General features: G+C 70.2%; 21 protein-coding genes. 9 read left to right on the top strand and 12 right to left on the bottom strand.

Translation table 11 applies throughout. The annotated features are described in order from the left end of the window. Positions 1 to 7 precede the first annotated feature (7 nt). From V2S05_RS01660 to V2S05_RS01640, 5 genes are read left to right on the top strand one after another with little or no spacing between them, the layout of a single operon-like run. Entirely contained in the window at positions 8 to 1,534 is a 1,527-nt protein-coding gene (locus V2S05_RS01660; RefSeq protein WP_413633542.1) for an ABC transporter substrate-binding protein, read from the top strand. Beyond that, the gene (locus V2S05_RS01655; RefSeq protein ID WP_413633541.1) at positions 1,531 to 2,484 is read left to right on the top strand and encodes an ABC transporter permease; all 954 of its coding nucleotides are present in this window, start codon (positions 1,531 to 1,533) and stop codon (positions 2,482 to 2,484) included. Before V2S05_RS01660 ends, V2S05_RS01655 begins: the two co-directional genes overlap by 4 nt. Beyond that, the gene (locus tag V2S05_RS01650; RefSeq protein ID WP_413633540.1) at positions 2,484 to 3,350 is read left to right on the top strand and encodes an ABC transporter permease; all 867 of its coding nucleotides are present in this window, start codon (positions 2,484 to 2,486) and stop codon (positions 3,348 to 3,350) included. Before V2S05_RS01655 ends, V2S05_RS01650 begins: the two co-directional genes overlap by 1 nt. Beyond that, entirely contained in the window at positions 3,347 to 4,150 is an 804-nt protein-coding gene (locus tag V2S05_RS01645; protein WP_413633539.1) for an ABC transporter ATP-binding protein, read from the top strand. Before V2S05_RS01650 ends, V2S05_RS01645 begins: the two co-directional genes overlap by 4 nt. Then, entirely contained in the window at positions 4,147 to 4,962 is an 816-nt protein-coding gene (locus V2S05_RS01640) for an ABC transporter ATP-binding protein (RefSeq protein ID WP_413633537.1), read from the top strand. The genes V2S05_RS01645 and V2S05_RS01640 overlap by 4 nt, the downstream gene beginning before the upstream one ends. 28 nt (positions 4,963 to 4,990) lie before the next feature. On the opposite strand, the gene V2S05_RS01635 is transcribed toward V2S05_RS01640, so the two are convergent. From V2S05_RS01635 to V2S05_RS01625, 3 genes are read right to left on the bottom strand one after another with little or no spacing between them, the layout of a single operon-like run. Then, positions 4,991 to 5,494, bottom strand: coding sequence for an N-acetyltransferase family protein (locus tag V2S05_RS01635; RefSeq protein WP_413633535.1), 504 nt, complete (start codon positions 5,492 to 5,494; stop codon positions 4,991 to 4,993). After that, complete coding sequence (locus tag V2S05_RS01630; RefSeq protein ID WP_413633534.1) at positions 5,491 to 6,189, bottom strand: uracil-DNA glycosylase; 699 nt, start codon at positions 6,187 to 6,189, stop codon at positions 5,491 to 5,493. The genes V2S05_RS01635 and V2S05_RS01630 overlap by 4 nt, the downstream gene beginning before the upstream one ends. Further along, complete coding sequence (locus V2S05_RS01625; protein ID WP_413633533.1) at positions 6,189 to 6,971, bottom strand: SDR family oxidoreductase; 783 nt, start codon at positions 6,969 to 6,971, stop codon at positions 6,189 to 6,191. Before V2S05_RS01625 ends, V2S05_RS01630 begins: the two co-directional genes overlap by 1 nt. Positions 6,972 to 7,123: 152 nt before the next feature. On the opposite strand from V2S05_RS01625, the gene V2S05_RS01620 reads away from it, so the two are divergent. Then, a complete protein-coding gene (locus V2S05_RS01620; protein ID WP_413633532.1) occupies positions 7,124 to 8,446 on the top strand; it encodes a bifunctional o-acetylhomoserine/o-acetylserine sulfhydrylase in 1,323 nt (440 codons plus the stop codon). Positions 8,447 to 8,652: 206 nt separating this feature from the next. Here the strand turns inward: V2S05_RS01620 and V2S05_RS01615 are convergent, their stop codons facing one another. Beyond that, positions 8,653 to 9,405: an endonuclease domain-containing protein gene (locus tag V2S05_RS01615; RefSeq protein ID WP_413633531.1), complete on the bottom strand. Its 753-nt coding sequence runs from the start codon at positions 9,403 to 9,405 to the stop codon at positions 8,653 to 8,655. Between the two features lie 648 nt (positions 9,406 to 10,053). Between V2S05_RS01615 and metX the strand changes: the two genes are divergently transcribed. Continuing rightward, positions 10,054 to 11,259 (top strand): homoserine O-acetyltransferase MetX, encoded by a 1,206-nt coding sequence (gene metX / locus V2S05_RS01610; RefSeq protein ID WP_413633530.1) that lies wholly within the window; start codon positions 10,054 to 10,056, stop codon positions 11,257 to 11,259. 57 nt (positions 11,260 to 11,316) lie between these two features. Here the strand turns inward: metX and V2S05_RS01605 are convergent, their stop codons facing one another. From V2S05_RS01605 to V2S05_RS01585, 5 genes are read right to left on the bottom strand one after another with little or no spacing between them, the layout of a single operon-like run. Further along, positions 11,317 to 11,961, bottom strand: coding sequence for an NUDIX hydrolase (locus V2S05_RS01605; protein ID WP_413633529.1), 645 nt, complete (start codon positions 11,959 to 11,961; stop codon positions 11,317 to 11,319). A 9-nt stretch (positions 11,962 to 11,970) separates the two neighbouring features. Beyond that, positions 11,971 to 13,182 carry an MFS transporter gene (locus tag V2S05_RS01600; protein ID WP_271637980.1) on the bottom strand — a complete coding sequence of 404 codons (1,212 nt, stop codon included), beginning with the start codon at positions 13,180 to 13,182 and terminating at the stop codon, positions 11,971 to 11,973. Between the two features lie 42 nt (positions 13,183 to 13,224). Beyond that, positions 13,225 to 13,557, bottom strand: a complete 333-nt coding sequence (locus V2S05_RS01595; RefSeq protein WP_271637982.1) for an MTH1187 family thiamine-binding protein — start codon at positions 13,555 to 13,557, stop codon at positions 13,225 to 13,227. Between the two features lie 47 nt (positions 13,558 to 13,604). Continuing rightward, on the bottom strand, positions 13,605 to 14,810 hold the full coding sequence (locus tag V2S05_RS01590) for a hypothetical protein (RefSeq protein WP_413635202.1): 1,206 nt from the start codon (positions 14,808 to 14,810) through the stop codon (positions 13,605 to 13,607). A 19-nt stretch (positions 14,811 to 14,829) separates the two neighbouring features. Beyond that, the gene (locus V2S05_RS01585; protein WP_413633527.1) at positions 14,830 to 15,681 is read right to left on the bottom strand and encodes an NAD(P)H-hydrate dehydratase; all 852 of its coding nucleotides are present in this window, start codon (positions 15,679 to 15,681) and stop codon (positions 14,830 to 14,832) included. Between the two features lie 52 nt (positions 15,682 to 15,733). Between V2S05_RS01585 and V2S05_RS01580 the strand changes: the two genes are divergently transcribed. Continuing rightward, positions 15,734 to 16,816, top strand: coding sequence for an NADH:flavin oxidoreductase/NADH oxidase (locus V2S05_RS01580; protein WP_413633525.1), 1,083 nt, complete (start codon positions 15,734 to 15,736; stop codon positions 16,814 to 16,816). 59 nt (positions 16,817 to 16,875) lie between these two features. Here V2S05_RS01580 and V2S05_RS01575 read toward each other — a convergent pair whose 3' ends face one another. Beyond that, positions 16,876 to 17,937, bottom strand: coding sequence for a hemolysin family protein (locus tag V2S05_RS01575; protein WP_271637988.1), 1,062 nt, complete (start codon positions 17,935 to 17,937; stop codon positions 16,876 to 16,878). After that, positions 17,934 to 19,250: a hemolysin family protein gene (locus tag V2S05_RS01570; RefSeq protein ID WP_413633523.1), complete on the bottom strand. Its 1,317-nt coding sequence runs from the start codon at positions 19,248 to 19,250 to the stop codon at positions 17,934 to 17,936. Before V2S05_RS01570 ends, V2S05_RS01575 begins: the two co-directional genes overlap by 4 nt. A gap of 249 nt (positions 19,251 to 19,499) precedes the next feature. On the opposite strand from V2S05_RS01570, the gene V2S05_RS01565 reads away from it, so the two are divergent. Next, positions 19,500 to 23,171, top strand: a complete 3,672-nt coding sequence (locus V2S05_RS01565; protein WP_413633522.1) for a multifunctional oxoglutarate decarboxylase/oxoglutarate dehydrogenase thiamine pyrophosphate-binding subunit/dihydrolipoyllysine-residue succinyltransferase subunit — start codon at positions 19,500 to 19,502, stop codon at positions 23,169 to 23,171. 71 nt (positions 23,172 to 23,242) lie between these two features. Here V2S05_RS01565 and V2S05_RS01560 read toward each other — a convergent pair whose 3' ends face one another. Continuing rightward, the gene (locus V2S05_RS01560; RefSeq protein WP_413633520.1) at positions 23,243 to 24,538 is read right to left on the bottom strand and encodes a GNAT family N-acetyltransferase; all 1,296 of its coding nucleotides are present in this window, start codon (positions 24,536 to 24,538) and stop codon (positions 23,243 to 23,245) included. Between the last annotated feature and the right edge of the window lie 7 nt (positions 24,539 to 24,545).

Raw genomic sequence — 24,545 nt, 5'->3', positions numbered from 1 at the left:
ACGACCCTTGTCTGCTTCCCCCGCCCGGCGCTCCGCCGGATTCGCCGCACTCGGCCTGCTCGCCGCCGGCGCGATCGCGCTCAGCGCCTGCGCCCCTGCCACCGAGCCCACGCCGACGGCGTCCGCTGCGGTCGACCCCGATGCGACCCTCACCGTCGGACTCGTCCTCGAGCCCACCAATCTCGACATCCGGCACACCAGCGGTGCCGCTCTCGAACAGGTGCTGGTCGACAACATCTACGAGGGGCTCGTCACCCGCACGCAGGACAACGGGATCGAAGAGCGTCTGGCGAGTGCGTACGAGGTGTCGGCCGACGGACTGACCTACGAGTTCACGCTCAACGAGGGCGTCACCTTCCACGACGGCACTCCGCTCACGTCGGCCGATGTCGTCGCCTCGTACGAGACCGTCAGGACGGATGCCAGTGTGCAGGGCAACGCGGAGTTCGCCGGCGTCGCCTCGATCGCAGCTCCCGACCCCCAGACGGTGACGATCACCCTCACTCAGCCCGACCAGAACTTCCTCTTCACCCTCACCGGGCCCGCCGGACTGGTGTTCAAGAACGGCGACACCACCGACCTGAAGACCGATGAGAACGGCACGGGCCCGTTCGTGCTCGATCGCTGGGCGAAGGGCAGCGCCATCACCTTCGACAGGTACGACGAGTACTGGGGGGAGAAGGCCACGATCGGAGAGGTGGTGTTCGAGTACATCCCCGACTTCACCGCCGGAGTGAACGCGGCGCTCGACGGCACACTCGACGTGCTCACCGCCGTCGACCCGAACCTCGTCTCCCAGCTCGAGGACACCGGCGACTTCACCATCACGAGCGGCCGCACCACCGACAAGGCGACCCTCGCCTTCAACAACCGAATGGCCCCCCTCGACGACGTCCGGGTGCGCGAGGCGCTGCGTCTCGCCGTCGACCATGAGGCGCTCGTGGAGGCGATCGGCGCCGGCCAGACGCTGTACGGTCCGATTCCCGAGCTCGACCCCGGTCACGAGGATCTCAGCGACGTCGCGCCCTACGACCCGGCGAAGGCGAAGAAGCTGCTGAAAGAGGCCGGTCACGAAGAGCTGGATCTCACCCTCACCATCCCGTCGTTCTACGGCACGACCGCGGCTCAGGTGCTGGTGTCGGACTACGCCAAGGTGGGCGTCTCGCTCGAGGTCAAGCGCGTGGAGTTCCCCACCTGGCTCGACGACGTGTACACGAACCACGACTACGAGCTCAGCTTCGTGCTGCACGTCGAACCGCGCGATTTCGTGAACTTCGCCAATCCCGACTACTACTTCGGCTACGACAACGCCGAGGTGCAGAAGCTGTACGCCCAGTCGCAGACCGAGATCGACCCGAAGAAGTCGGCCGACCTGCTGAAGAAGGCCGCACGCATCGTCTCCGAGGACCACGCGGCTGACTGGCTGTACAACGGCGCCACGCTCACCGCGCACACCGCGGCGGTCGCCGGCTTCCCGACCGACTCGATCAACTCGCGCATCGATCTCGCCGGCGTGACGAAGTCCGCGGAGTGATCCGCTACGCGCTCACACGAGGAGCCCTGCTGGTCGCAGGGCTCCTCGTGTCGAGCGCGATCATCTTCCTGACGCTGCGGGTGTTCCCCGGGGACGTCGCGCAGCTCATCGCCGGCACTCAGGCCGACCCGCAGACCGTCGCGGCGCTGCGCGAATCGCTGGGCCTGAACAAGCCGCTGCTCGCGCAGTACACCGACTGGATCGGCGGCATCCTGCGCGGCGATCTGGGCACCTCGCAGCTCAGCGGCGCGTCGGTGGGCTCCGAGCTGGTCGAGAAGTCGCGTGTCACGGTTCCTCTCGGGCTGATGGCGCTCGTCATCGCCCTGCTCATCGCGGTGCCGTTCGGGGTGGCATCCGCCCTGCTGCGCGGCCGCGCGGGCGGCACCGCCCTGAGCTTCGGCGCGCAGGCCCTGGCCGCGGTCCCCGTGATCTGGGCCGGGATGATGCTGGTCGTCGTGTTCGCCCACTGGCTGGGCTGGCTGCCGGCGCAGGGCTTCCCCCGAGCGGGGTGGACGACTCCCGCCAAGGCGTTCGAGTCGCTGCTGCTTCCTGCCCTGACCATCGGCATCGTCGAGGGCGCCATGCTCATGCGCTTCGTCCGCAGCGCCACGCTGCAGGCCGCCGGTCAGGACTTCGTGCGCACCGCGGCCGCGAAGGGCCTCACACGGCGCCAGGCGCTCATCCGTCACGGCATCCCCGCCGTGGGGCTCTCGATCGTCACGGTGCTCGGCGTGCAGGTCGCCGGCATCGTGGTGGGCTCGGTCGTCATCGAGCAGCTGTTCACCCTTCCCGGCATCGGGCGGATGCTGGTCGCCGACGTCGGGACGCGCGATCTGATCAAGGTGCAGAGCGAACTTCTCGTGCTCACCGGATTCGTGCTGATCATCGGCTTCATCGTCGACCTCGTGCACCACGCCGTCGACCCCAGGCAGAGAGCGGAGGAGAGCTGATGCCCCGCTGGCTGCGCGCGCTGCTGTCATCGTGGACGGGCCGGTTCGCCGCGCTCGTCGTGGTCGTGATCGCGCTGACCGCCGTCGTGTCGGTGTTCTGGACCCCGTTCGATCCGATGCTCTCCGACGTGCGCGGGCGCTGGGCGGCGCCCGGCTGGCCGCATCTGCTCGGCACCGACAGCACCGGACGCGACATCCTCAGCCTGATCATGGCTGGTGCCCGCACCACGGCCTTCGTCGCCGTCGGGGCGGGCATCGTGGCGACGCTCGTCGGCGTCTCCCTGGCCGCCCTCGGCGCGTTGACCGCGAGATGGGTGCGCGAGAGCGTCGCCGTGCTGGTCGACATCCTCATCGCGTTCCCCGTGCTGATGATCGCCATGATGATCTCCGCCGTCTGGGGCGGATCGCTGTGGGTCGTCGTCTTCGCCGTGGGAATCGGCTTCGGGGTGAGCATCGCCCGGGTCACGCGCCCCGAGCTGCGCCGCGTGCAGCAGAGCGACTTCGTGCTGGCGGGCCGGGCATCCGGGCTCACCGCCGGCCAGAACCTCGTGCGCCATCTGCTGCCGAACATCGCCCCGGTGTTCATCGTGCAGCTGTCGTGGTCGATGGCCGTCGCGGTGCTCGCCGAGGCCGGGCTGTCCTACCTCGGCTTCGGTGCATCGCTCACCGAGGCGTCGTGGGGCACGCTGCTGGCCGATCTGCAGCGCTACATCGGCGTGCATCCGCTCACCGTCGTCTGGCCGGGCATCGCCATCACGCTCACCGTGCTCGGGCTCAATCTGCTCGGCGACGCGCTGCGCGAGGCCACCGACCCCACGCTGTCGCGCCGCTCCGCGCAGGTGCACGTCCCGGAGGTGGTCGCATGACTCTCGAGGTCGAATCGCTGGTCGTCGAGATCGACGGCGCACGCGTGGTCGACGGCGTGACGTTCACGGTGCAGGACGGTCAGCGACTGGGCCTGATCGGCGAATCCGGATCCGGCAAGTCGATGACCGCGCTGGCGATCCTCGGGCTGCTGCCCGAGGGGGCGGAGGTCAGCGGCAGCATCCGCTGGGACGGCGCCGAACTGGTCGGCATGCCAGACCGGGACCTCGCCCGCCTGCGGGGCGATCAGATCGGCATGATCTTCCAGGAGCCGCGCACCGCCCTCAATCCCATCCGCACCGTGGGCAGGCAGATCGCGGAATCCGTCCGCATCCACGAGCGGATCGGCAGGCGCGAGGCGCGCGAGCGCGCCATCGCCGAGGCGGCCCGCGTGCAGCTGCCCGACCCGGCATCCGTCGTCGATCGCTACCCGCACCAGCTGTCCGGCGGTCAGCGCCAGCGCGTCGCCATCGCGATGGCGCTCGCATGCCGGCCGCGGCTGCTCATCGCCGACGAGCCCACCACCGCGCTGGACGTGACCATCCAGGCGGAGGTGCTCAAGCTGCTGCTAGGACTGGTGACCGATGAGGGGATGTCGCTGGTGTTCATCACGCACGATCTCGCCGTGCTCTCGCAGGTCGCGACCCATGCGGTCGTACTCGAGCACGGCCGGGTCGTCGAGCAGGCGCCCATCTCGACGCTGCTCAGCTCGCCGGCTTCGCCGGTGACGCGCGCGCTGCTGCGCGATGCGACCGCGACGCTGTGGCGAGCTGATGCCCGCGGCGAGGGGACGGGATCATGAGCGCGCCCTCCGGGCCCGCCGAGCGCGGACTCATCGTCGCCGAAGCCCTGAGCCGCAGCTTCGCCGTGAGACGTCGCACGATGTTCGACCGACCGCGCACGGGCGTCGCGCTGCACCCGACCGACCTCGAGGTCGCCGAAGGCGAGTCGCTCGGTCTGATCGGCGAGTCCGGATCAGGAAAGTCGACGCTCGTGCGGCTGCTGCTCGGACTCGACCGGCCCACCGGCGGCCGGGTGCGCGTCGCCGGTCGCGAAGTGGACGCCTCGGCGGGCGCCAGGTCGCTGCACTGGCTGCGCCGGGAGACCGGGCTGGTCTTCCAGGATCCGTACGCATCACTCGACCCGCGCATGAGCGTGGGCCGGATCGTCGCCGAGCCGCTATGGGCCCTCGACATCCCCGGCGACCATCGCGCACGGGTGCGAGAGGTGCTCGCGCAGGTGGGTCTCGACGCCGAGATGGCCGACCGGCATCCGCACGAGTTCTCGGGTGGACAGCGGCAGCGCATCGCGCTGGCGCGCGCGATCGTGCACCGCCCGCGCATCCTCGTCGGCGACGAGCCGATGTCGGCGCTCGACGTCACAGTGCGTGCACAGATTCTCGCCCTGCTGGCCCGGCTGCGCGATGAGGAGGGACTGACGATGATCACCGTGTCGCACGACATCGGCCTCGTGCAGCACCTCAGCGACACCGTCGCGGTGATGAAGGATGGCCGCGTCGTGGAACGCGGGACCGTGGCGACGGTGCTGCAGCATCCCGCCGAGGAGTACACGAAGCGCCTGCTCGCCGCAGTGCCGGTCATCCCCTCGCCCTGACGGCCGGCGATGTGGGCGGTGGCGAGAGCTACAGCGCCTTCTGCAGGAAGTGCACGCCCAAGAGTCGACCGAACTTCTCCCCCACCTCGGTGAGCCGGCCGGCGTCGACGAAGCCCGCCTTGCGGTGCAGTGCGATCGATGCGTCGGCTCCGTGATCGGCGATCACGGCGATGATCTGGCGAAGACCGGCATCCCGGCATCGGTCGAGGAAGACGGCCAGCAGCGCCCAGCCCACACCCCGACCGGCCGCCGAGGGGGCGAGGTAGATCGAGTTCTCGGTCGTGAACCGGTACGCCGACTTCGCCGACCAGGGCACGCCGAGCGCATACCCCAGCAGCTCGCCGGACTGCGTCTCGGCGACGAGGAACGGGATGCCCGCCTCGGCGATCCGAGTCACCTTGCCCGCCCAGTCGTCGAGGGTCGATTCGACCTCGTCGAAGGTCACGGTCGAGGTTCGCACATAGTGGTTGTAGATGTCGCGGATCGCCGGCAGATCGACATCCGTCACCGAACGCACGCGCAGCTCGCTCACGCCTCCCCCGCCACGCGCCAGTCGACCGGGTCGGCGCCCATCGATTCGAGCAGGGCGTTCGCGCGCGAGAACGGCCGGGAGCCGAAGAAGCCGCGGCTCGCCGACAGCGGCGAAGGATGCGCGGACTCGATCGTCGGCGTCTGCCCGAGCAGGGGCTTCAGCGCTGCGGCGTCCTTCCCCCACAGCACCGCGACCAGCGGCAGCTCACGTGCGACGAGCGTGCTGATCGCCAGCTCGGTCACCTTCTCCCATCCCCACCCGCGGTGCGATGCCGGGGCGCCGGGGCGAACCGTGAGCACCCGATTCAGCAGCAGCACTCCCTGCTCGCTCCACGCGGTCAGGTCGCCGTGCGGCGCCGGAGGGATGCCCAGATCGCTGTGGCGCTCCCGGTAGATGTTCCCGAGACTCCGCGGCAGCGGGCGCACGTCACGATCGACGGCGAAAGACAGACCGATCGGGTGACCCGGCGTGGGATACGGGTCCTGCCCGGTGATCAGAACCCGAACATCGGCCAGCGGACGCTGGAAGGCCCGCAGCACGTTCGCACCCGCAGGAAGGTAGCCGTGACCGGCTGCCTTCTCGGCTCGCAGCCGGTCACCCAGCTCGGTGATCATCGGCTGCACGGGCGCGAGCGCCTGCGCCCAGCCGGGGTCGATCTCGCCGTTCTCGGCGAGCTCGACGAGCGGGCTCCGCATCAGTCGTCCGTGCGCACGTGCAGCGCACCGCGTGCCAGCAGGTGCTGTGCGGCCTGGGCCAGCGGGCGCATGGTGACCAGATCGAGGTTCACGCGACGAGGTGCGTTCAGCGCATAGGCGATGAGCTCTGCCACATCGTCCGCGATCAGGGGCTCGGCGACGCCGTCGTACACCGACTCGGCTGCGACCGCATCGCCGCCGAGACGGTTGAGCGCGAACTCCTCGGTGTGCACCATGCCCGGCGCCACCTCGACCACACGGATCGGCTCGCCGTGCAGCTCCTGGCGAAGCACCTTCACGAGCATCGCCTCGGCGGCCTTGGCTGCGTTGTATCCGCCGCCACCCGGATACGCGGCCTGCGCCGCGGTCGAGGTGACGAACACCGTGTCCGCATGGCCGTCCGCGGCAGCGGCCCGGCGCAGCAGCGGGAGCAGGCCCGCGACGAGCCGCTGCGTGGCGAGGACGTTCGCGTCGTACATCCACTGCCAGTCGTCGATCGACCCCTGCTCGATGCTGTCGGTGCCGCGCGCGCCGCCGGCCACCTGCACGAGCGCGTGCACGGGCCCGGTGCGCTCGAGCTCGGCGACGAGCGCGGCGACGGCGTCCGAGTCGGTGAGATCGCAAGCGACGGTCGACGCCCCGGTCTCGGATGCCAGCTGCGCGAGCCTGTTCTGCCGCCGTGCGACGCCCACGACCTCCCAGCCCTGAGCGCGCAGCACGCGCACGGTCGCCTCTCCGATACCCGAGCTCGCTCCGGTCACCACGGCACGTCTGATCACCATGGTCTCCACCGTATGCGGAACCCGGCCCATATCCGATCATCGCGCTGTGTTACGTAACATTTCCCGGCGGTTGTCGCCCGCCGCGCGGGTTCGTAGTGTCGCTTGCAGGCATCCAGCCGACCGACCCCACGACCCGAACCTGGGAGCACGTCATGACCGCAGCCGAGAACTGGCGCTTCGAGACCAAGCAGATCCACTCGGGCGCCGCGCCCGACCCGGTCACCAAGGCCCGCGCCACGCCGATCTACCAGACCACCTCGTACGTGTTCGACAACGCCGACCATGCCGCGAACCTGTTCGCGCTGGCCGAGTTCGGCAACATCTACACCCGCATCCAGAACCCCACGCAGGACGTGCTCGAACAGCGCCTCGCCGCTCTCGAGGGCGGCACCGGAGCCCTTGTGCTCTCCAGCGGTCAGGCGGCCTCCACCTTCGCGATCCTGAACATCGCCGAGGCGGGCGACCACTTCGTGGCATCCAGCGCGATCTACGGCGGCACCTACAACCTCTTCAAGTACACCCTCGCCAAGCTCGGCGTCGAGGTGACCTTCGTCGAGAATCAGGACGACCTCGACGAGTGGCGCGCAGCCGTGCGCCCGAACACGAAGCTGTTCTTCGCCGAGACGATCGGCAACCCGAAGATCAACGTGCTCGACATCCGGGGGGTCGCCGACGTGGCCCACGAGAACGACGTGCCGCTGATCGTCGACAACACGATCGCGACGCCGTACCTCATCCGCCCGTTCGAGCACGGTGCCGACATCGTCACGCACTCGGTGACGAAGTTCCTCGGCGGTCACGGCACCACCATCGGCGGCGCGATCATCGACGGCGGCACTTTCGCGTGGTCGCAGCACGTCGACAAGTTCCCCGGTCTCACCGAGCCCGACCCCTCGTACCACGGTGCGTCGTACACGACCGCGGTCGGCGACGGCCTCGCGTACATCATCAAGGCCCGCGTGCAGCTGCTGCGCGACCTCGGCTCCGCCATCTCGCCGCAGAGCGCGTGGAACCTCATTCAGGGCGTCGAGACCCTGTCGCTGCGCATCGAGCGTCACGTGCAGAACGCGCAGGAGATCGCCGAGTGGCTCGAGAACCACGACGACGTCGCCTCGGTGAACTACTCGGGTCTGCCGTCGTCGCCCTGGTACGCCAAGGCCAACGAGTACGCCCCGAAGGGCGTCGGCGCGGTGCTGTCGTTCGAGCTGAAGGGCGGAGTGGCGGCCGGACGCGAGTTCGTGAACAGCCTCACCCTGTTCAGCCACCTCGCCAACATCGGCGACGTGCGCTCGCTCGTCATCCACCCCGCATCGACCACGCACTCGCAGCTCTCACCCGAGCAGCAGCTCTCGGCCGGTGTCACGCCGGGCCTCGTGCGCCTCTCGGTGGGCCTCGAGAACATCGACGATCTCAAGGCCGACCTCGACAGCGCGCTGGCTGCCGCCCGCCGCGTCGCCGAGGCCGCCCGCGCCTGACCTGCTCCACTACCGCGGATGCCCCGGACCGGACGGTCCGGGGCATCCGTGCGTTCCGGGCCGGCGGCCCTCCGTCGGCGCCCCGACCCGCGGGAGAGCTGCACGGGAGGCATAGGTCTGTTCCCGCGCCCCCACAACCGACATCCGGCTCCCCCACACACCCGACGGCAGCACCGGCCAACTGCCGGTCGGGGCCACTTGCCCCGTCAGGCCGTGGCGATCTCCAGTCGCGCCGCTCGGGCACGCGTCAACCGCCCGAGGAACGCGGATGGGTCGGTCAGATCGGACTCGGTCAGCCGGATCACGATCCACCCGAGATCCTCGAGCCGACGTTGGCGACGGATATCGGCACGCCATTGCTCTTTCTCCGTGCGGTGCCCGTCGCCCTCGTACTCGATCGCGATCTTGAGCTCGGGGTAGGCCAGGTCGATGCGCGCGACGAAATCACCGCCGTCGCGCACGATCCACTGCATCACCGGCTCCGGCAGCCCGTGATCCATGATCAGCACGCGCGTCTCGGACTCCTTCGGAGACTCGGCGCCCTCACGCGCCATGTCCAGCGCACGACGCGCCCTGACGCACCCGGAGAATCTCCCCCACTCCTCCAGCCGGCACCGGATCTCCTCACGGGTCGCCAAGGGTCTCGGTGCCTTGATCCCGGGGTAGTTCGCGGCGGTGGTGAGAAGCGCGTCGAAGGCCGCCACCAGCTGAGCGAAACCGAGGGCGGACCGCGTGGTGAGCACTGCCGCGACCGGGTCGACCACTGCCGCCCCCGTGAAGATCATCTGCCGGGCACGGTGCGGCACCAGCCGACGTCCCTTCACTCCCGCACCGCGGGGCGGCGCCGCGTCCGGCCCGACGCACACATGCAGCGGCTCTGCAGCGCTCCAGGCATCCGGAAGCGGCAGTCCCCACAGACGCATCGCGGTGGGACCGACGAACACCTGTCCGGGCAGCATGATGGCGCGATAGCAGTCGACCAGATCGCGAAAGCTCGCCGGGGCGCTTCTCGCACGAGCGCCGTGGAAAGGACGAGCGAGATCAACGGCGTCTCTTCGTGATCGCCCCACTCCGGCAGCGGCAGCAGCACGGGTTGTGAATCGGTCACCGAGGCCACGGGGCAGGGGCTTCGGTCGGCGCATCCCGACATCGTCGCCGCATCGCGACAGGTGCGGATGCCCAGATCCCGGCATCCGTGCACAACTTCCCGGATGCGGCAGACTGTGGACGAATCCTCCGCGAGCCGTCCAGTGCACCGGCGTCCGGCGCGGCAGATCCCCCGTCCGGGAGCCAGACGCCGGTTACAGACCGCCGAGAACCCGCATTCGGCTCCCGCCCACCACGCAAGCGGCTGACAGCCGACGGACCTTGCAGATCCCGCGTCCGGGAGCCAGACGTCGGTTGCAGACCGCCGAGAACCCGCATTCGGCTCCCGCCCATGACGCGGGCGCAGTCACGCCGAGTCCACCGGGAGCTAGACGTCGGTTGCAGACGCCCGAGAACCGACATCCGGCTCCCGCCCAGCACATCCGCAGCAACCGGGCCGACGTGGCACGTCAACCCGTAACCTGCGGCGGGGTCAGTCACCCACAGGCGAGAATGGACGCATGGACTGGCAGACGACGTCTGAGGACACGGTGCCATCGGCCCCGGTGACCGAGGCCGACGTGCGTCTGCTGCGCGCACGCCCCCCGGCCACGGGCGCCTGGCGGGACGGCGATCCGGCGGGTGAGCGGCACTTCACGTTCCTCGGCGACTTCCGCACCGAGAACGGTCAGCTGCTGCCGGCCACCCGCCTGGCGTGGGAGAGCTGGGGCGAGCTGAACGAGGCGCGCGACAACGCCGTGCTGATCCTGCATGCCCTCACCGGCGACAGCCACGTCCGCGGCCCTGCGGGGGCCGGGCACCCCACCGCCGGATGGTGGGAAGACATCGTCGGACCTGGATCGGCGATCGACACCGACCGGTGGTTCGTCATCGCGCCGAACATGCTGGGCGGATGCCAGGGATCGACAGGACCCGCGAGCATTGCGCCGGACGGGCGGGAATGGGCATCCCGCTTCCCCTACCTGACGATCCGCGACCAGGTCGCGGCGCAGATCGGCCTCGCCGACACGCTCGGCATCGAGCGCTGGGCTGCGGTGATCGGCGGTTCGATGGGCGGCATGCACGCCCTGGAATGGGCCGTGATGCAGCCCGAGCGCGTGGAGCGCCTGGCCGTGCTCTCGTCTCCCCCGGTGACGACCGCCGACCAGCTGGCGCTGAACTTCGTGCAGCTCGAGACGGTGCGCATGGACCCGCGTTTCGCCGGCGGGGAGTACTACGACGCGGCGCTCGGCGAGGGCCCGCACCGCGGCCTCGCGCTGGCGCGCCGGATGGCGCTGCTGAACTACCGCAGCCCGATCGAGCTCAACCAGCGCTTCCAGCGCTCGTGGCAGTCGGATGTGTCGCCGCTCGGGCGCGGCGGACGGTTCGCGGTCGAGTCGTACCTCGACTTCCACGGCAACAAGTTCACCCGCCGGTTCGACGCCAACAGCTATCTCACCGTCGTCGAGGCGATGAACTCGCACGACATCGGCCGCGATCGCGGCGGCGTCGAGCAGGCGCTGCACACCGTGACGGCGAGAACCCTCGTGCTCGGGATCGACACCGACCGACTGTTCCCCGTCGACGGCCAGCAGCGCATCGCGCGCAGCATCCCGAACCTCATCGACGATGAAGCCGTGGTCCTCACCAGCGACTTCGGGCACGACGGCTTCCTCATCGAGACGGACCCCGTCGGAGCGCATCTGGAGCGTCTGCTCGCCTCGTGACGCGAGTGCCGATCCCGGTCGGGCAGGCGCAGACGCTGGCGTGCGCCGGATGCCCGTTCAGCCCCGCTCGTATTGCCACGGCAGCGCAGCCATCGTGAGCCGATGCCGCGCACCCGGCGCCCCCGGCTGGTCCGGATGCTCCTCGTCGCCGGCCCACAGCGCGCGCATCCCGCGCTCGAGCTGCTGCATCCGCGTCTCGTAACGGGCGAAGGCGCTGATCGCCGCGAACGCGTCATCGACAGTGCGATGCTCACGCAGCGCATGCAGCGTGACCCACGTCGGCGGAAAGAGCGTGAGCTCCCCCGCCGCGTGCCGTTCCAGCGCCCCTCCGGGCGTCATCCAGAGCGCTTCCTCGATCTCGCCGGGGTTCGGCCGCAGCGCCTCCCCGTCCTCGCGGGCGAGGAAGAACCAGGTGCGGAACCGCACCGGTGTCTCGGCCGGCGGCACCCAGCGTGAGAGGGTCGCCAGATCGCGGATGCCGATGCCGGCCTCCTCACGGGTCTCCCGCACGGCCGCACGAGACGCGGCCTGCTCCTCGTCGTCGCCGTCACGCTCGTCGCCAGGGTCGACGCGCCCGCCCGGGAAGACCCAGGCGCCGGGGAATGAGCCGGTCGCGGGGCGCCGCAGCATCAGCACCTCGACGCCGTCCGCAGCGTCTCGCAGCACCACGGCGGTGCCGGCGACGCGCATCGGGGCATCCATGCCGACACTCTAACGGCCGCGTGCCGCCGTCTCCGGCGCCGGCGTCTGCTCCGGTGCCGACGACTGCGCACGGTAGGCGATCAGCACGATCGCGAGTCCGAGCACGGCGAGCACCGCCCCGACCCATTCGGGGGCGGTGTAGCCGAAGCCCAGCGAGATCGCCGCTCCGCCGAGGAAGGCCCCCAGGCTGTTGCCGATGTTCAGCGCCGAGTGGTTCAGCGCCGCCGCGATCGACTGGTTGTCACCTGCGACGTCCATCAGACGGGTCTGGATCGCGGGGCTCAGCACCGAGGCGATCGCGCCGACGAGCATGGCGGTGATGATCAGCGGCACGACCCAGAACGACAGCACCGCGAGCAGCACGAGCACCGCCGCGAGCGCCGCGAGACCCCAGACCAGGGTGGCTCGCAGATCGCGGTCGGCCAGCCGTCCGCCGGCGAGGTTGCCCGCGGTCATGCCCACCCCGACCAGCACCAGGGTCACCGGCACGACCCACTGCGGAGCGCCGGCGACCTCGGTCACCAGCGGGGCGATGTAGCTGTACACGGCGAAGAACCCGCCGAAGCCGATCGCGCCCATGCCGAGCGTGAGCCACACCTGCGGCACCCGGAACACGCCCAGCTCCGATCGCAGCGTGCGGCCGGGATCGCCCGGATGCGCCGGCACGAACAGCGCGATGCAGACCGCCGCGAGCGCGAACACGGCGGTGACCACGAGGAATGCCGTACGCCAGCCCCACTGCTGCCCCAGGAAGGTTCCCAGCGGCACCCCGACGACGTTGGCGACGGTCAGCCCGGTCAGGATGAACGCGACACCCTGCGCGCGCTTGCCCGGACCGAGCATGTCGGCCGCCACGAGCGCGCCGATGCCGAAGTACGCGCCGTGCGGCAGGCCGGCGAGCAGCCGCGACGCGCCGACCAGCCCGAAGCCGGGCAGCACCACGGTGAGCGCGTTGCCGAGGGTCAACGCGATCGCGAGCGCCAGCATCACGCGGTGCCGTGGGAAGCGCGCGACAGCTCCGGCGATCGTCGGCGCGCCGATCACGACGCCGAGCGCATAGAGCGAGATGAGCAGACCGCTCTGGCCGATCGCCTGCTCGCTGCTCGCCGCCCAGACGTCGGGAAGCAGGTCCTGGGCGATCTCGGGCAGCAGGCCCATGATGACGAATTCGGTCATGCCGATGCCGAAGCTGCCGACGGCGAGGGAGAGGAGCGCCCTCATCGCCGCCCCCCTCGAGGGATTCGAGGGAGTCACCCGCCCATGCTACCGGCCGATCGCATCACCGTCGGCGGATGCGTCGATCGCCTTCTCGAGGCGCTCGATCTTGGCATCCAGCTCGCCGCTGTATCCGGGGCGGATGTCGGCCTTCAGCACCAGCGAGACACGCGAGCCGAACGGCATCACGGCCTCGGTGGCCCGCTTGACGACGTCCATGACCGAGTCCCAATCCGGGCCTTCGATCTCGGTGAACATGCTGGTGGTGCGGTGCGCGAGACCCGACTCCCGCACCACCTTCACGGCGGCTGCGACGGCGTCGTGCACCGAATCGCCGGAGCGGCCATCGCCCGAGGGGGCGACGGAGAATGCGACGAGCATGATTCCTCCTGTTTTCGTGGTCGATCGCGTTTTCGTGGTCGATCGCGTCAGCGACGCGTCGTGGCAGTGCGCAGCACAGCGTGCACGGCGACGACGAGCGTCACCACGAGCATGGCATTGCGCACGGTCAGCAGCAGCACCGGCACCGGATGCGCGGCGAGCAGTCCGTCGTAGGTGAGCGGGTAGATGCAGAACGTCAGCGCGCACACCAGCAGCACGAGGGCCGTCGTCGTGTGCGCACGGGTGTGGTCGAAGACGATCCACAGCATCGCCGGCACGATGAGCCAGGTGGTGAACTGCGGCGAGCCCACCCTGTTCGTGACGATCAGCGCGGCGACGAGGGCGAGCGCGAGCGGCGGCAGCAGATGCGTCCACGCGGCGCCGCGGTGCGCGCGAAGCGCTCCGAGGATCAAGATACCCGCGACCGCGATCACCATGGCCGGTGTCGTGACCGCCGCGACGGCGGCCGCTCCGTCCGCGTCGATCTGGAAGGTGAGGATGTCGAAGCTGTACTCGATCCTCGCGTCGCCGGCGACCGCCGCCCACAGGAACGGCGTTGCGGCGACTGCCTCGATCTGCAGACCTCGGCCGGTCTGGGCGGTGACGAACCCGAAGAGTCGCTCGCCCGCGCCGAGCGCCAGCAGTGTCGCGGCGATCGCGGCGGTGACCGCAGCTGCGGTCACCGCGAGCTCCCGTCCGCGTCGGCCGGCGGCGATCGCAGCGACCAGCAGTGCGCCGGGCCAGATCTTGACCCACGCGCCGACGGCGAGCGCGGCCGCACCCAGGCGCGGATGCGAGGCCAGCCACAGTCCTCCGGCGAGCGCGAGTGGCACGGTGATCGCGTCGATCCGGTACATCGAGATCGGGCCGAGCAGCAGCAGCGCGGCGACCCAGAACCAGGCGGCCGCGAGGCGACGCGGTCCGCGACCTCGCAGCAGCAGGGTGAGCCCGAGCGCGTCGCACGCGGTCACCAGCAGCGCCCAGCCCACCAGGTACGCCCCGGGACCACCGAGAAGGGGCACGAACAGCACGGCGATGGCGTGCGCGGCCAGCATGGGCAGCAGCGCGAGCTGCGGGTACACCCAGCTCTCGGTGATCCCCACGATCGCGTCGCCGCCGAGCGCCGCCTGCGCCCACGGCTGATACACGAGCACGACGTCGCCCATCGGCTGGCTCGGCAGCAGCCACCCGGCGGCCGCGACGATCGCATGCACGATGAGGAACGCCGCCCATACCGGCCAGGGGCGCGACATCACCTCCGGCGCCCCGGCGTCATGACAGCAGCTCGCCGATGGCGCCGGGCAGCGCTTCGGCGACGTCGAGCGCGACGATCGGATGCCCGGCCCGACCTCCTTCGGCCGTCGATGCGCCCGCGACTCCGGATGCCCGTGCCGCCGCCCGCCCGTGCAGCCAGACTGCTGCTGCGGCCGATTCCGCCAGAGAACGACGCGGATCGGCTGCGATGAGCGCGCCGATCACCCCGCCCAGCACGTCGCCCGTGCCGGCGGTCGACAGCCAGGCCGTGGTGTCGCCCACGACGATCGGCTCGTGGTCGGGCCCGGCGATCATCGTGCGGGAGCCCTTGAGCAGCACGGTGGCTCCGAGGCGCGACGCGGTCTCGGACGCCGCCTCGACCCGTGCATCCTCGCCTGCGAGGTCGACCTCCGCGAGTCCCAGCCCAGCGCGCAGTCGCGCGAACTCGCCGGCGTGGGGTGTGAGCACCATCGGAGCGGTGCCGTCGGCGGCGAGATCCAGCGCGCCCGCGTCGACGACGACGGCGGCGTCGCCGTGCAGGATCTCCTCGAGCACCTCGCGTTCGCGTGCGTCGCGGTGCTCGGCATCCGTCCCCGATCCGATCACCCATGCACCGACCCGCGTCCGGCCGGCCTCGTCTCTGGCAACGGTCTCGGGCCGGCGAGCCAGCACGGCATCGCGCGCACCGCCGGTGTAGAGCACGTACCCGGCCCCGGCCCGCCAGGCCGCCTCGACCCCGAGCACCGCGGCGCCCGGATACGCGGCGGAGCCGGTGCGCAGTCCCACGACACCGCGCGAGTACTTGTCGTCGTCGGCGGTCGGCACACGCAGCAGCGCACCGGTGTCGGCCCTCGTCCACTCCCGCAGCATGAAGAACACGCTAGCGCGCCCTGCTCCCCCGCTCGGGCGATAGCGTCGAGCTGTGACCATACTCTCGACACCACGACTCTTCGCCCCGCTCGACATCCGCTCGCTCACCGTCCGGAACCGGCTGTGGGTGTCGCCGATGTGCATGTACAGCGCCGTCGACGGCGTGCCGCAGGACTGGCACCGCACGCATCTGGCGCAGTTCGCGTCCGGCGGTGCCGGACTGATCCTCGCCGAGGCGACCGGCGTGGTGCCCGAGGGGCGCATCTCGCCGCGCGACACCGGGATCTGGAACGACGAGCAGCGCGATGCCTGGGCGCGCATCGTCGACGACGTGCACGAGCGCGGCGGACTGATCGGCATCCAGCTCGCCCATGCCGGGCGAATGGCCTCGACGTGGTGGCCCTGGGCCGATCAGCGCGGCACCGTGCCCGCGTCCGAGGGCGGCTGGCCCACGGTCGCCCCCTCCGCGATCGCGTTCGAGTGGTACGCGGCTCCCGCCGCTCTCGACACGGCGGGCATCGAGCGGATCGTCGAGGCGTTCGCCGCTGCGGCCCGGCGCGCCCTGGATGCCGGATTCGACGTGCTCGAGGTGCACGGAGCGCACGGCTATCTGCTGCACGAGTTCCTCTCCCCGCTGGCGAACGTGCGCGACGACGAGTACGGCGGTCCGCTGGCGAACCGCGCCCGGCTGCTGCTGCGCATCGTCGAGCGCGTGCGCGAGGTCGCGGGCGACGCGACCCCGGTCTTCGTGCGGCTCTCGGCCACGGACTACGCGGACGGCGGCTTCACTCCCGAAGAGGCCGCCGAGGTGGCCGCCTGGGCGATGGATGCCGGAGCCGACCTCGTCGACGTCTCGAGCGGCGGCATCGTCGCCCACCCTCGGATCGAGTACCGCCCCGGCTTCCAGGTGCCGTTCGCGCGGACCGTCCGCGCGGGCGGGCGCGTGCCCACCGCCGCCGTCGGACTGATCACCACCGGCGCGCAGGCCGAGGAGGTTCTCGCCTCGGGCGCTGCCGACGCCATCTTCGCGGGACGCGAGTGGCTGCGGGATCCGCACTTCGGCCTGCGCGCGGCCCACGAGCTGGGCGCCGAGGTGCCCTGGCCGCCGCAGTACCAGCGCGCCCACTGGCGCTGACTGCGCGAAAGCCGGCCCGGCAGGCGATCCCTGCCGGGCCGGCGTGCGTCAGCGGCGGGTCAGCGGCCGTGGCCGCGACGAGTCGCGTCCTGCACCTCGCCCACGAGCTCCTCCAGGATGTCCTCGAGGAAGAGCACGGCGGTGGTCTCGCCCGAGCGGTCGCGCACCTTGGCGAGGTGCCGCCCCGCGCGGCGCATCGAGGCCAGGGCATCCTCGAGATCGGTCTCCTCCTGAACGGGCAGCATGTGGTGGATGCGCTTGGCCGGCAGGGGCTGGGAGATCTTCTCATCGGGCTCGGGCCCCTCGGCCGCGCGCAGCACGTCCTTCAGGTGCACGTAGCCGATCGGCGAGTGCTCGTCGTCGACGATCACGTATCGCGAGAAGCCGTAGCGCGCGACCGCACGCTCGACGTCGTCCGGCGTGGCGGTCTCGGGCAGGGTGATCAGGTCGGCGAGCGGCACGGCGATGTCGCGCGCCTTCTTGTCGGTGAACTCCACGGCCGCGGCGACCGCACCGGAAGAATCGGTCAGCACGCCCTCGCGCCGCGATCGGTCGACGATCGTCGCGACCTCCTCGAGCGTGAACGTCGAGGCCGCTTCGTTCTTCGGCTGCACGCCGAACAGACGCAGCACGCCGTTGGCGATGCCGTTCAGAGCCCAGATGATGTGTCGGAACACCCGCGACACCCAGACCAGCGGCGGCGCGAGCACGAGCACGGCGCGGTCGGGTATCGAGAACGCGAGGTTCTTCGGCACCATCTCGCCGAACACGACGTGCAGGAACGACACGAGCGCGAGCGTGATCACGAACGCGCTGACCGAGATCACCGCGGGATCCCAGCCCAGCGCGTGCATCGGCACCTCGAGGAGGTGATGGATCGCGGGCTCCGAGACGTTCAGGATCAGCAGCGAGCAGATCGTGATGCCCAGCTGCGAGGTCGCGAGCATGAGGGTGGCGTGCTCCATCGCGTACAGGGCTGTCCTGGCCGCGCGGGAGCCGCGTTCGGCGAGCGGCTCTATCTGCGAGCGACGCGCCGAGATGACGGCGAACTCGCCGCCGACGAAGAAGGCGTTCGCGGCGAGCAGCACGACGAGCCAGACGAGTCCTGCCCAGTCGCTCATCGCTCGTCCTCCGTCGCGTCCTGTGCCGGGTCGGCGGTGTACCGGATGCGGTCGATCCGGCGGCCGTCCATGCGCACCACGCGCAGCACGCCGGTGCCGATCCTCACCTCGTCATCGAGCACGGGGAGCCGCTCGAGCACGCTCATCATGTAGCCGGCGACGGTGTCGTACACCTCACCCTCGGGCACCTCGATCCCCGTGCGGGAGAGGAGCTCGTCAGGACGCAGCTCGCCGGGGAACGTGATCGAGTCGAGCCGGCGCACGATGCCGGCCCGGGAGCGGTCGTGCTCGTCGGACACCTCGCCGACGATCTCCTCGATGAGGTCCTCGAGGGTCACGATCCCGGCGGTGCCGCCGTACTCGTCGACCACGACGGCCATCTGATAGCCCTTCGTGCGAAGCTCGGCGACCAGCACGTCCAGGTGCACGGTCTCGGGCACGCGCAGCGGCTCGGTGCTCAGCGCGCCGACGGGCACCTCGGCCCGCTTCTCACGAGGCACGGACACGGCGGCCTTGACATGCACGACGCCGGTGATGTCGTCGAGGTCGTCGTCGTACACCGGGAATCGGCTGTGGCCGGTGCGCCTGGCGAGCCGGATCACGTCGTCCGCCGAGTCGCCCACCGAGATGGCGTGCATGCTCGGCCGCGGCGTCATGATGTCGTCTGCGGTGAGGCGGGCGAAGTTCAGGCTGCGATCCAGCAGCGTCGCGGTGTCCTTCTCGAGCACGCCCTGGCTCGCCGAGCGGCGCACCAGCGACGAGAGCTCCTCCGCGCTTCGCGAACCCGAGAGCTCCTCCTTCGGCTCGATGCCGATGCTGCGCAGCACGCCGTTGGCGCTGCCGTTGAGCACCACGATCGCGGGCTTGAAGACGGCGGTGAACACGGTCTGGAACGGGATGACCAGCTTCGCCGTGGCGAGGGGCAGCGCGAGGGCGAAGTTCTTCGGCACCAGCTCGCCCAGGATCATCGAGAGGAAGGTCGCGACGAGCATCGCCACCGTGACTGAGATGGGCGTGGCCGCGGCATCCGGAATGCCCCACGCCTCGAGAAGCGGCGCGAGCAGCTTCGAGATGGCGGGCTCCATCGTGTAGCCGGTCAGCAGGGTCGTCAGCGTGATGCCCAGCTGCGCCGACGACAGATGCGTGGAGGTGATCTTCAGCGCGCGGATCGTCAGGCTGAGCCGGGATTCGCCCCGCGCCTGACGGGCTTCGAGCTCTGCGCGGTCGAGATTGACCAGAGCGAACTCGCTGGCGACGAAGAGTCCCGTCCCCACGATGAGCAGCAGCCCCACGCCCAGCAGCAGGAATTCCATCAGCTGCGTCCCTCGACATCCTTGAGGAGCGGGCAGTGGGGCGATGTACTACAAGAAGGAGGGTCGTCCATAGTGCGCACGATCTTACAGAATGCGGCTGTGCTCGCATCGGGCGAAACGGCCAGCGCGCCAGACGATTCGGAATCCGTTTGGCATTAGGCTTGATGACTGTTACGCAAGTGCGACCCGGGCGCTGCAGCCAGCGCCAGGTGGCACGTGAGCTTCAGCGACGAAAGAGGGCGATAGAGCGTGTCGAACCAGGTGACCGGCGTCGGTGGCGACGGGGGGTTCGGAGCCAACTCCTGGCTCGTGGATGAGCTCTACGAGCAGTTCAAGAAGGACCGCAACTCGGTCGACAAGGAGTGGTGGCCGATTCTCGAGCAGTACACGCCGGATGCCGCGGCTCAGCCCGCCGGCGGCGCCCCGGCAGCGTCTGCCGAACCCGCGCACCCCGTCACCGCGCCGATCCCCGTGATCGGCGCGCAGCCCGTCGCCCGCACGACGGCGAAGCCCGCCAAGCAGGCGCCGATCCCGGCGCAGGCACCCAAGCGCGAGGCGAAGGACGACGCGCCGGCCGAGGAGGAGCGCGTCACGCCGCTGCGCGGCATGCCGAAGACCCTCGCGGCCAACATGGATCAGTCGCTGTCGGTGCCGACCGCCACCAGCGTGCGCACGATCCCCGCGAAGCTGATGATCGACAACCGCATCGTCATCAACAACCACATGTCGCGCACCCGTGGCGGCAAGGTGAGCTTCACCCACTTGATCGGCTGGGCGCTGATCCGCACGCTCAAGGACTTCCCGAGCCAGAACGTGTTCTACGCCGAGGTCGACGGCAAGCCGTCGGTCGTCGCGCCGGCGCACGTGAACCTCGGCATCGCCGTGGACGTCCCCAAGCCCGACGGCACCAGGGCCCTACTCGTGCCGAGCATCAAGCGCGCCGACACCATGACGTTCGGCGAGTACCTCGCCGCCTATGAGGACCTCATCGCCCGCGCGCGGGCCAACAAGCTCACCGCGGCGGACTTCGCCGGCACCACGGTCTCGCTGACCAACCCGGGCGGCATCGGCACCGTGCACTCCGTGCCCCGCCTCATGAAGGGCCAGGGCTGCATCATCGGCGCCGGCGCCCTCGACTACCCTGCGGAGTTCCAGGGATCGAGCCAGCGCACGCTCACCGAGCTGGGCATCGGCAAGACGATCACGCTGACCAGCACCTACGACCACCGCGTCATCCAGGGTGCGGGGTCGGGCGAGTTCCTGAAGAAGGTGCACGAGCTGCTGATCGGCGAGCGCAGCTTCTACGAGGACATCTTCGCGTCGCTGCGCATCCCCTACCAGCCGATCCGCTGGAACGCCGACATCGCCGTCGACCTCGCCGAGCGCGTCGACAAGCAGTCGCGCGTGCAGGAGCTCATCAACTCCTACCGCGTGCGCGGTCACCTGATGGCCGACATCGACCCGCTCGAGTACGTGCAGCGCTCGCACCCCGACCTCGAGATCGAGAGCCACGGACTCACCTTCTGGGACCTCGACCGCGAGTTCGTGACCGGCGGCTTCGGCGGCCGTCGCGTGATGAAGCTGCGCGACATCCTCGGCGTGCTGCGCGACTCCTACTGCCGCACTCTCGGCATCGAGTACATGCACATCCAGGATCCCGAGCAGCGCCGGTGGTTCCAGGAGAAGCTCGAGGTCAAGTACGTCAAGCCCAACCACGACGAGCAGCTGCGCGTGCTGCGCAAGCTCAACGAGGCCGAGGCGTTCGAGACGTTCCTGCAGACGAAGTTCGTCGGACAGAAGCGCTTCTCGCTCGAGGGCGGCGAGTCGCTCATCCCTCTGCTCGACGAGGTGCTGCAGGGCGCGGCGAACGCCGGCCTCGACGGCGCGGCGATCGGCATGGCGCACCGCGGCCGGCTCAATGTGCTCACGAACATCGCGGGCAAGACGTACGGCCAGGTGTTCCGCGAGTTCGAGGGATCGCTGACCCCAGGCAACCAGCGCGGTTCGGGCGATGTGAAGTACCACCTCGGCACCGAGGGCACGTTCATCGCCGAGGACGGCGCCGAGCTGCCCGTGTATCTGGCCGCCAACCCCTCACACCTCGAGACCGTCGACGGCGTGCTCGAGGGCATCGTGCGTGCCAAGCAGGACCGCAAGCCCATCGGCACCTTCGCCTGGCTGCCGATTCTGGTGCACGGCGACGCGGCGTTCGCCGGTCAGGGCGTGGTGGTCGAGACGCTGCAGATGTCGCAGCTGCGCGGCTACCGCACCGGCGGCACGGTGCACATCGTCGTGAACAACCAGGTGGGCTTCACCACGCTGCCGACCGATTCGCGCACCTCGGTGTACGCCACCGACGTCGCGAAGACGATCCAGGCGCCGGTGTTCCACGTGAACGGCGACGACCCCGAGTCGGTCATCCATGTCGCACGTCTTGCCTTCGAGTACCGCGAGCGCTTCCACCGCGACGTCGTCATCGACCTGATCTGCTACCGCCGGCGCGGTCACAACGAGGGCGACGACCCCTCGATGACCCAGCCGCTGATGACCGACCTCATCCAGGCGAAGCGGTCGGTGCGCAAGCTGTACACCGACGGCCTCGTCGGCCGCGGCGACATCACCGAGGAGGAGTACGACCAGGCCAAGGCGGACTTCCAGAACCGCCTCGAGATCGCCTTCGCCGAGACCCACGCCGCCGAGACGGGTGCGACGCCGATCGCCCCCGACCTGGCGCCGGTCGATGCGCAGGTGGGCGCCCCCGACGTCACCGGCGTGCCGCTCGAGGTCGTCCACCTCATCGGCGACGCGCACGCGAACAAGCCGGACGGCTTCACGGTGCACTCGAAGCTGCAGCAGCAGCTCGACAAGCGCGTGGCGATGAGCCGCGAGGGCGGCATCGACTGGGGCTTCGGCGAGCTGCTCGCCTTCGGGTCGCTGCTCGTCGAGGGCACTCCCGTGCGCCTCGCCGGACAGGACTCCCGTCGCGGCACGTTCGTGCAGCGTCATGCTGTGCTGCACGACCGCCGCAACGGCCAGGAGTGGTTGCCCCTCGCCAACCTGTCCGACAGTCAGGGCCGCTTCTTCGTCTACGACTCGCTGCTCAGCGAGTACGCCGCGCTCGGGTTCGAGTACGGCTACTCGGTCGAGAACCCGGATGCCCTCGTGCTCTGGGAAGCGCAGTTCGGCGACTTCGCCAACGGCGCCCAGTCGGTGATCGACGAGTACATCTCGGCCGCCGAGCAGAAGTGGGGCCAGCAGTCCAGCGTGGTCATGCTGCTGCCGCACGGCTACGAGGGGCAGGGCCCCGATCACTCCTCCGCGCGCATGGAGCGCTTCCTGCAGCTGTGCGCGCAGGAGAACATGTACGTGGCCCGCCCCTCCACGCCGGCGTCGTACTTCCACCTGCTGCGTCGCCAGGCCTACGCCCGTCCGCGCAAGCCGCTGATCGTCTTCACGCCGAAGGCGATGCTGCGTCTGCGCGGTGCGACCAGCGAGGTCGAGGACTTCACCGCGGGCCGCTTCGAGCCGGTGATCGACGACGACCGCGGTCTCGACCGCGACGCCGTCACCCGGGTGCTCGTGCACTCGGGCAAGATCCACTGGGATCTGCGCAGCGAGCTCGAGAAGAACCCGAATCCCCAGATCGCGCTGGTGCGCCTCGAGCAGCTCTACCCGACGCCGATCGACGAGCTGAAGGCGATCACCGACTCGTACCCGAACGCCGAGCTCGTGTGGGTGCAGGACGAGCCCGAGAACCAGGGCGCCTGGCCGTTCCTGGCGCTGCAGTTCGCCGAGGTCCCCGGACCTCGCCAGTTCCACGCGGTGACCCGTCCGGCAGCCGCGTCGCCGGCGACCGGGTCGTCGAAGGTGCACGCGGCCGAGCAGGTCGCTCTGCTGAAGACCGCGCTGAGCGTCGGCTGACGCTCGAGCGGATGCGAGAGGCCGCCGCCCTCCTCGGAGGGCGGCGGCCTCTCGCCGTCATCGGATGGCGGTCAGTACCAGATGCCGAGCAGCGGAGAAGGCGTCGTCAGGAACGCCAGGGAGAGGGCTTCGACCGCGGCGTCGGCGCCGTGGATGCGACCGGCTGCGGCGAGCTGCGCGGCAGGCACTCCCCCGGCGTAGATCGTCGACAGCTCGACCACGCCGAGCGTGACGTCCGGCGAATCCGACGTCGCGCCCAGCCGGCACCGGCCGCTGTCGTCGATGGTGATCCGCCAGTCGCCTGCGGCGAATCCGAGCGGGTCCTCGACGCGGATCACGAGATCGAGCGGCGCACGGTACGTGCGCGCGGCGAGCGCCGCCTCGACGTCGAGCACCCGCAGCCAGCCGTGGTCGTGCACCTCGGCCGTCACCGCGCGCTGATCGGCGACCAGCCAGGGCAGCGGATCGTCGATCGGACGCAGGTCGACGCGCGCCTTGTTCACCAGGTCGTGCTGCACGACGAACCGCCAGATCGCGCGCAGCGCGTCGTCGGAGGTCGTGATGATCGAGCGGATGCGCATCTCGGAGCGGAAGCCGCCCGGGACCTCGGCGAGCGTGTACGCCATGGCGCCCTGCAGCGCGCCGTCCGCGTCGGTGAACCGCACCCCGCGGACGGCCGCCGCCTCCTTGTCGCCCTCGGCGAGGCCCGCCATGCGCTGCCAGCGACCGCGCCACCCGCGGATCTGGCCGGAACGCACCCCTCGGGATGCCTCGTGCAGGCGCTCGAGGTCGTCGGCGAGAGTCTGCTTGTCTGCGTAGATCAGTCGCCCGGCCGACGTCTCGACCCCGCCCCAGCCCGCCCGGGCCGTGTCGACGGTGAATCGCATGACGGGCACGGCGGGGCCGAAACCGTAGCGGCCGTAGATCGTCGCCTCGGATGCCGTGAGCCCGGCGACCGGGACGCCGGCGTTCGCCGCGGCTCGCAGCTCGCCCTCGAGAAGGCTGCGCGCGATGCCGCGTCGACGGTGGGTGCCGGCGACGGTGACCGAGCTGATCGCCCACATGTCGATCTCGCCACCGGGGACGCTCAACGGCGTCACCCAGCTGTTCACCGTGGCGATCGGCCAGGTGCCGGCCGACGGGTCGTAGACGCCGATGTTGCGCCGCATGCGCATGGTCTCGCGGGTCTGCGCCAGTTCGGCGTCAGTGGGGTCCTCATCGAGGAAGCCGCGCGAGTCAGCGCGGAGGAAGCCCTCCGCGTCGGCATCGACTGCCATGTCGGCGATGCGGTAGTCCAGGCCCTTCTCGCGCAGGCGTCGCTGCGACTCCGGGTCGACGGAGATGATGGTCTCTTCCGATGCGGTCATCCGTCCA

Source organism: Microbacterium sp. OR16 (assembly GCF_047306725.1).
In the GTDB taxonomy this organism is placed as follows: Bacteria; Actinomycetota; Actinomycetes; order Actinomycetales; family Microbacteriaceae; genus Microbacterium.
The sequence above is the reverse complement of the archived record's forward strand: the minus strand, read 5'-3'. Positions and strand labels throughout refer to the sequence as shown.